The organism is Methanobrevibacter sp. UBA188, assembly GCF_905234905.1.
Taxonomy (GTDB): domain Archaea; phylum Methanobacteriota; class Methanobacteria; order Methanobacteriales; family Methanobacteriaceae; genus Methanocatella.
The window spans coordinates 1-8,177 of record NZ_CAJOJM010000053.1; the positions used below are offsets into that span (position 1 = coordinate 1).

General features: G+C 36.1%; 5 protein-coding genes. 4 read left to right on the plus strand and 1 reads right to left on the minus strand.

The window, feature by feature from the left end; all coding sequences use genetic code 11:
* Positions 1-2: 2 nt before the first annotated feature.
* From QZ143_RS08385 to gatE, 3 genes are read left to right on the plus strand one after another with little or no spacing between them, the layout of a single operon-like run.
* On the plus strand, positions 3-1,406 hold the full coding sequence (locus QZ143_RS08385) for a 2-oxoacid:acceptor oxidoreductase family protein (protein ID WP_292883127.1): 1,404 nt from the start codon (positions 3-5) through the stop codon (positions 1,404-1,406).
* 9 nt (positions 1,407-1,415) lie between these two features.
* A complete protein-coding gene (gene gatD / locus QZ143_RS08390; RefSeq protein ID WP_292883130.1) occupies positions 1,416-2,726 on the plus strand; it encodes a Glu-tRNA(Gln) amidotransferase subunit GatD in 1,311 nt (436 codons plus the stop codon).
* A gap of 9 nt (positions 2,727-2,735) precedes the next feature.
* Positions 2,736-4,601 (plus strand): Glu-tRNA(Gln) amidotransferase subunit GatE, encoded by a 1,866-nt coding sequence (gatE, locus tag QZ143_RS08395; protein WP_292883133.1) that lies wholly within the window; start codon positions 2,736-2,738, stop codon positions 4,599-4,601.
* A 252-nt stretch (positions 4,602-4,853) separates the two neighbouring features.
* Here gatE and QZ143_RS08400 read toward each other — a convergent pair whose 3' ends face one another.
* Positions 4,854-6,392 (minus strand): hypothetical protein, encoded by a 1,539-nt coding sequence (locus tag QZ143_RS08400; RefSeq protein WP_292883135.1) that lies wholly within the window; start codon positions 6,390-6,392, stop codon positions 4,854-4,856.
* A 340-nt stretch (positions 6,393-6,732) separates the two neighbouring features.
* Here QZ143_RS08400 and QZ143_RS08405 point away from each other — a divergent pair.
* On the plus strand, positions 6,733-8,177 hold a 1,445-nt coding region (locus QZ143_RS08405), incomplete at its 3' end, for a YhgE/Pip domain-containing protein (protein WP_292883137.1).

Genomic DNA, 8,177 nt, shown 5'->3' on the forward strand with positions numbered 1-8,177 from the left:
AGATACGTAGAAATCCACAATCCCTTTTAGAAGAGTATCCTAGAAAAGGAACCAATATTCAGTCAACTCACTACTGCGCAGGTTGTGGACATGGAATTTTACATAAATTAATTGCCGAATGTATGGATGAGCTTGGAATCCAAGAGAGATGTGTTATGATTTCTCCTGTTGGATGCTCAGTATATGCTTACTTCTACTTTAACTGTGGAAACTTCCAGACCGCTCACGGAAGGGCACCAGCAGTAGCTACTGGAATTTCAAGAGCTGAAGACAATGCAATCGTAATGAGCTATCAGGGAGATGGGGATTTAGCTTCAATCGGTTTAAATGAAACATTGCAAGCTGCAAACCGTGGAGAAAAGATTGCAGTGTTCTTTGTAAACAATACAGTATATGGAATGACCGGTGGGCAAATGGCACCGACAACATTGATTGGTGAGAAAACCGTTACATGCCAAACAGGAAGAGATCCTGATTATACAGGACACCCTACCCACATGTGCGAATTGATCAATACATTAAAGGCACCAGTATTTATTGAAAGGGTTTCTCTAGCCAATCCTTTAAAAATCAGACTTGCAAAATTTGCAATAAAACAAGCCCTAACCGTTCAAAAAGAAGGCAAAGGATATTCATTTGTTGAAGTTCTATCACCTTGCCCTACTAACTTAAAACAGGATGTGGCAAGTGCACAGAAATTTATTGAAGAACAGATGGAAAAAGAATTCCCTGTTAAAAACTTCAGAAATAACTTATACACAAAAGAACCAGTAATAAGGCCTGCCAGTGACTTTTCAACAGAATCATTGGATAAAATATTTAATGTGAACAGAAGCGAAGGTTCAGGTTACGTTGATGAGGATATTGAACCTGTAAGCATTAAAGTTTCCGGATTTGGTGGACAAGGAGTTTTAAGCGCTGGACTTACAATAGCTCAAGCGGCCTGTGCTGAAGGAAAACATGTTTCATGGTATCCTAGTTACGGACCGGAACAGAGAGGTGGAAAATCCAACTGTTCAGTTGTAATTTCAAATGAAACCATAGGAACCCCAGTTGTGGATGATATTGACATTCTTATTGCTTTAAACAAGCCATCCTTGGAACAGTTCTCACATGATGTTAAGGAAGGAGGAGTAATCCTGTACGATTCAAAGATTGGTGAATTTGAAACTGACCGGGACGTTAAGGTTATTGCAATGCCTTGTGTTGACATTGCTGAAGAACATGGAAATGCAAGAACTGCAAATACTGCACTTTTAGGTGCATTGACCGAGTTAGGTGATGTTTTAAAACGTGAATCTTATGAAAATGCTATTCGTGAAATGTTTGCATCAAAACCAAAAGTCATTGATGTGAATATTGAAGTTTTAAAAGCGGGAGCAGAATGGATTAAAAACAATTCATAGTGTGATTTAATGACATATAAAGAAAATGCTAAAAAATATATAGAAAATTACGATTTAAGTATAGGAGATACCATTAAAGTACACAAGGAAGATATCACCTATACTGGTATTTTGCTTGATAGACCTGAAGATGCCGACGATGGGTATCTGGTTATAAAATTGTCCAGCGGTTACAATATAGGAGTAGCTATAGACAATACTACTGCGGAACTAATTGAAAAAGGAGAAAAACCTAAAATCGGTTATGATGAAGAGGACATTCCAACCGATCCCTCAAAACAGAATATCTCAATCGTGTCAACAGGTGGAACAGTATCATCAGTCATTGATTACAGGACTGGTGCAGTTCACCCTAAATTTACCGCTTCAGACCTTGTAAAGGCAAATCCCGAACTATTAGATTATGCCAACTACAACGTTAAGGCATTATATAATATATTAAGTGAAGATATGAAGCATGAATATTGGGTTAAAGCTGCTGAGGAAATAGCCAATGACATTTCTGAAGGTGCTGACGGTGTTGTAATAGCTCACGGTACTGATACAATGCATTATACTGCAGCAGCATTAAGTTTTATGCTCAAAACACCAGTTCCAATTATTCTCACAGGCGCTCAAAGAAGTTCAGACAGACCTTCAAGTGATGCCAACATCAACCTGATTGATTCAGTGGTTGGCGCAAAATCTGATATAGCCGAAGTTTGTGTGTGTATGCATGGAAGCTTGAATGACAACTACACTTACCTGCACAAAGGAACAAAGGTTAGAAAAATGCACACATCAAGAAGAGATACTTTCAGAAGCATAAATGCTCAGCCGATAGCTAAAATCCAAAATAAAAAAGTCAAAATCAATCCTGATTACAGCTACACAAAACGTGGAGCAAATGAACTTGAATTGAATACATCCATTGAGGAAAAAGTTGGATTTATCAAAAGTTTCCCAGGCATTTCCAAAGATTATATTGAATATCACATCGACAAAGGATATAAAGGTCTTGTGATTGAAGGAACCGGTCTTGGACATGTGCCAAACAACTTAATAGACTCATTTAAAAGAGCACAGGAAGAGAATATTCCAATAATTATGACTTCCCAATGTCTTTATGGAAGAGTCAATATGAATGTTTACTCAACAGGACGTAACATTCTTGATTCTGGAGTCATATCCGGATTGGACATGACCCCTGAAACCGCATATGTCAAATTATGCTGGGCATTGGGTCAAAGTGACGATTACAATAATGTTAAGGAGATTATGCAAACTAATGTTGCAGGTGAATTTTCACCAAAATCCTCAATTAAGGATTTCTTGAACTAGGTGGTTAATATGGATTATAATGAATTAGGATTAAAAATGGGACTTGAAATTCACCAACAATTGAACAGTGAGCATAAGTTATTCTGCCCATGTAAAACAGAACTTGTTGATGATGATTTTGATGAACTTGTTCAAAGAAAATTAAGGCCAACACAATCTGAACTCGGTGAAATTGACAGAGCCGCTTTGCAGGAATCCTTAAGAGGCCTTAACTTCAAATATGAAAACTTTGAAAAACATACTTGTCTTGTTGAAAACGACGATGAACCACCTCACAGCTTAAATGAAGAAGCATTGGATATTTGTATAACAATTGCCTGTTTGATGAATATGCATATTGTTGATGAATTCCATACAATGCGTAAACAGGTTATCGACGGAAGTAACACTGGAGGTTTCCAGAGAACAGGTATGGTTGCAACTGATGGTTACTTGGATACCCCATATGGAAGAGTAGTTATCGAAAGTTTAGGTCTTGAAGAAGACGCTGCAAGAAGAGTTGAAACCAAAGACGGATTTACAGAATTCAGACTTGACAGATTGGGAATACCTCTTGCAGAAATCACAACAGACCCTTCAATGCACCATCCGGATCAGGTCAGGGAAGTAGCATACATGCTTGGTCAAATCTTAAGAAGCACAAATGTTAAAAGAGGTCTCGGAACAATCAGACAGGATCTTAACATCTCCATTGCAGAAGGTGCACGTGTAGAAATCAAAGGTGTGCAGGACTTGGATTTAATGGCTGAAATTGTAAACCGTGAAGTTACAAGACAGCTTGAATTAATTGACATTAGAAATGAACTTAAAAACAGAAATGCTGAAGTCCTGGAAGAAATTCATACTTTGGATGAATTATTTGAAGAAACCGAATCCAAAATCCTAAAGTCAGCTGAAACCATAAAGGCAGTTGTTTTAAAAGGTTTCAACGGTTTGATTGGTCGTGAAGTTCAACCAGACAGGAGATTTGGAACTGAAATTGCAAGTTATGCCAAAAAACGTGGCGTTTCAGGAATATTCCACTCAGACGAATTGCCAGCTTACGGAATAACCCAAGATGAAGTTGATAGAGTATCAGAATTCTTAAATATTGGTGATGATGATGCATTCATCATTGTAGCCCATGATGAAGATATTGCAGTATCAGCTTTAGAAGAAGTTAAAAGAAGAGCAAACTTAGGTTTGGACGGCGTTGTTGAAGAAACAAGAAAAGCACTTGATGATGGTAATACAGAATATATGAGACCTCTTCCGACTGCAAACAGAATGTATCTTGAAACAGATATTCCATTATTCAAAATTACTGCAGATAGAATTGAACCAATAGCTAATGATTTGCCTGAATTGCCAGACGTTAAACAGGCCAGAATTATTGAGGAATATAAGTTAAGTGAAGATTTAGCAACACAACTTGTTAAAAGACAAGAGGCAGATATGTTTGAAGACATTTTGGCTGGCGTTAGTGTTGATGCAACACCAGTAGCTTCACTTCTTGCATATGACCTGCGTGAAATCAAAAGGGAAGGCCATGACATTGATGTATTAACCCTAGACCACTTCAAAGGAATCTTTACACTTTTAGCAGATGGCAAAATTGCAAAGGACAGCGTTCGAAAACTATCCATTGAAACCATTAAAAATCCAGATACTGACATCTCAGAAATTGCCGAGAAAAGCAATTTGGTTATGATGAGTGAAGATGACGTTGCCAAAATCATTGCAGAAATTGTAGCTCAAAATGAAGGAATGGTTAAAGAACGTCAAATGGGCGCAATGGGTCCTTTAATGGGAATGTGCATGAAACAGTTAAAAGGAAAAGCTGACGGCGGACTCGTGAATAAAATCGTTCGTGAAGAAATTCAAAAGATACTCTGATGAGTATCTAAATCTTTTTTTATTTTTTAAACAAACCGAATACTTGCATTTAATCAATGCATGCATTAATAATTTAACAAAAAAGACATTCACACTGTAAAATAATTAACTGATTTTAACATTAACATAGATGATTTCAAAAAAATAGCCCAATGCGAAATCAAGAGTATATGTTCAAGTGGAATTTGATCAGGATTGCTGAAATGCAATCGTTACTGTGAAAAAAATAAATGTCAGTAGATACAACCGTATCTACTTATAAACTTTTGCAGTTTTTCTATCTATAAACTTTTTAGAACTGACTTGATATTTGACGGTATCTCCAAATTTAAGCTTTTTCAAAACACCTGAAGAAATAGTTACCTTTGCAATACCTTTGGAGTTGGTTTTTGCAGTATATGTGCTGAGACCAAATTTGAAAGTGAGCTTTTTGTTTTTATAAATTTTAGAACCCTTCTTAAATTTTGCAGTCAAGACTAGCTTTTTGGCTGATCTTTTAACTTTGACCGCTTTTAAAGTCAATGTATTTTTAAAAGTGCATTTCTTTAGAGTTCCTCCAAAAATCTCATTACCATCCCTTGTTGCATTGTTATCGCTGAATGTACATTTTATTGCTTTGGCACCAGAAACTTTAGGTTTATCAGCATATTTAAATCCATATATTGCACCTCCACGTATAGCATAGTTTTTTGTGAAAACGGAATTTTTAATGGAATTTTTATAAAATTTTACACCACTTTTCCAGTTGCCGTTCTTATCATAACTGCCGGTCAAATCATGGCATTTAAAGTAAACAGCACCACCATTGCTGCCGGCCTTATTATAATAGAATTTGGAATTTTTAATATAGAGATTTTTAGCACCATATACAGCACCCCCCACTTCCTTAGCTCTATTTGAAGTGAATTTGCTTGAAGAAATACTGAGGTGAGTAAAACCGTAAACAGCTCCACCACGTCCAGATGCAACATTCTTTGTGAATTTACAGTTGGTTATATAATCAGTTAAAGGAACAATGGAAACATCCAACATCAAGGACTGGAGAAGATCCTTTATACTTGTCACACCATTCTTACCTAACTGAAGATTGAAATAATACTTAAAGGACTCCTTAAAGTTTAATGAAAAAATTGCGCCAGCACTTCCATAAGCAGTATTTTTATAAAAATTACTGTTTTTACATTTCAAAGCCCCTATAGAACAAACTGCTCCCGCTGCAATTTTTGCACGATTATTCTTAAAAGTACATTTGTCTAATGTCAAATCTCCAGCATTGACTATTGCTCCACCATAATACTTGGTGTAACCATTCTTAAAGACCATATTTTTTAAAACTACCTTATTATGGGCATCAGGATTTAAAGTAAACATTACAAAGAAAATTCTGGATTTTGATAACCCATCCAAGGTATGTCCATTACCATTAATTGTCAAGCTCTTGTTAATTATAATTCCAGTAGTGTTGCTTGCTTTATCATAAGCATAATCCTTTTTTAGAGTTATTGTACTGCCCTCAGGGGCTGAATATATCATAGACTGCAACTCTGAAAATGTGCCCTTGGAACTGGCGGAAAGCAAGTCTTCCTGTGAACTAGAAATTAACTCATCCTCACTACTTGAAATTAAATCATTCTGAGGAGAATTAAGCAATTTCTCATTTTCATCATCAATAATCTGTTGATTGTCATAAGCAGTTACATTTTCATTAACATCAATTGCAGCAACGCACGAAATGCTAAAAAGTATACAAATCAATATCGTAAACATAACTACATTCTTTTTAAAATTCATGTCAAAACACCTTAATTTTTAAAGATTGATAATATTTTTGTGTTATAGATATATATTTGTTTTGAGAAAAAAATTGAATGCAATTTTAGAATTTAAGAAAAAATATCAAAATAATTTAATATACACTAATTCTATACAAAAAAATATTAACAATAGTTTTATATTAATTACATTATAAAATTAATAATGAAGGATAAATCAAGACAAAAATATTAATTGAAGTTTAATATTTTTAAGATTTTAAGGAAATTTAAACTAATAGAATCATTTTAATTTTTATTAGTAACTTTCAAAATACGTAAATCTTTCTAAAAAACGTTTGAAATAAAAGTGATTTAAAATGAGTAGGAAAGATATTGGGAAAATTGTTGAATTAACTGAAAACAATGCCAAAAGTGTATTTGCAAATCCCATCGTGACAATTGTAATAATAGCAGTAATCATATTGCCATCTCTTTATGCTCTCATAAATATCGAGGCATGTTGGGACCCTTATGAAAAAACCAGCGATGTGCCATTTGCCATAGCCAATTTAGATAATGGCACAACACTTGAAGGCCAAAAATTAAATATAGGAAATGAACTTGTCAAGGAACTTAAAAATAATACTAAATTTGACTGGACATTTGTAACTGAAGATGAACTGAGGGACGGTGTTAATACGGGAAAATATTATGCCGGAATTGTAATACCCAAAAACCTGAGTGAGAACATCGCTTCGATTACAGGAGATAATCCAAAACAGGCAAAACTGGAATATGTTGTAAACATTAAAGCGAACCCCGTTGCTAACAGATTAACTGACGCAGGTGCAAATGCCGTTTATACATCACTTAATGCCAAAATTGTAGAACTTATAAATCTTGCAGCATATGAAAAACTTGGAGAACTCCAATCAGGTCTTGCTGCAGGAGCAAGCCAATTATCCAGTGGAGGATCCCAGCTTCAGGCTGGTGCAGACCAGGTTTCCGCAGGTGCAAGTCAGGTATCTGATGGTGCAAGCCAAATAAAAGAGGGATCAAAGACCGCTCAAAGCCATGTGCCTGAAATTGAATCAGGTGCCAAAGAGGTAAGTTCAGGATCAGAAAAACTTCAGCAAGGGGCGGAGGAACTTCAAGAAACAGTAGACCCATCATTAATGCCGGATGGTCCTATAAAACAATATACACAAGGAACTTCTGATCTTGCAAACGGAAGCAGTGCGCTTGCAGACGGGTCAGTAGACCTGGCACAAGGGTCAGCAGAACTTGCACAGGGAGCATCATACTTAGCAGGAAATTCATCATTACTTGCGGACGGATCAGTAAGTCTAGCAGCAGGTGCGGAACTACTTTCAAGTGCAGCTGCGCAAGCATTATTCACTGCATCAGCAGGTTTGGCATCATCTGCAGATGCACTTGCAGCTATTACCGGAATTAATGAAACAACTCTAGGAGACTATTTCTTCGCACCTATAAAACTGGACAGACATGAAGTATATCCAGTACCAGATTATGGTTCAGGAGTATCCCCATTCTACATCGTATTGTCAATGTGGGTTGGTGCTTTAATTACATGCGTATTGATGCCACCAAAATCAAGTGAAGGAACACCATATTCTCCATTTGAAATGTATGCAGGTAATCTTTTACTTTATGTAACTTTAAGCATTCTGCAGGCATTCGTAACCATTACGGGAGCGCATATTCTGGGAGTACATATTGATAATTATCCACTATTCATACTGTCGGCCACACTGGTATCGGTTGTGTTCATGACTTTAATTTATTCAATAGTTTCAGCGAT

Bases quoted from the DNA above. Each gene is read 5' to 3' on its own strand.
- gatD (WP_292883130.1), top strand. From the start codon at position 1,416: ATGACATATAAAGAAAATGCTAAAAAATATATAGAAAATTACGATTTA.
- gatE (WP_292883133.1), top strand. From the start codon at position 2,736: ATGGATTATAATGAATTAGGATTAAAAATGGGACTTGAAATTCACCAA.
- QZ143_RS08400 (WP_292883135.1), bottom strand. From the start codon at position 6,392: ATGAATTTTAAAAAGAATGTAGTTATGTTTACGATATTGATTTGTATA.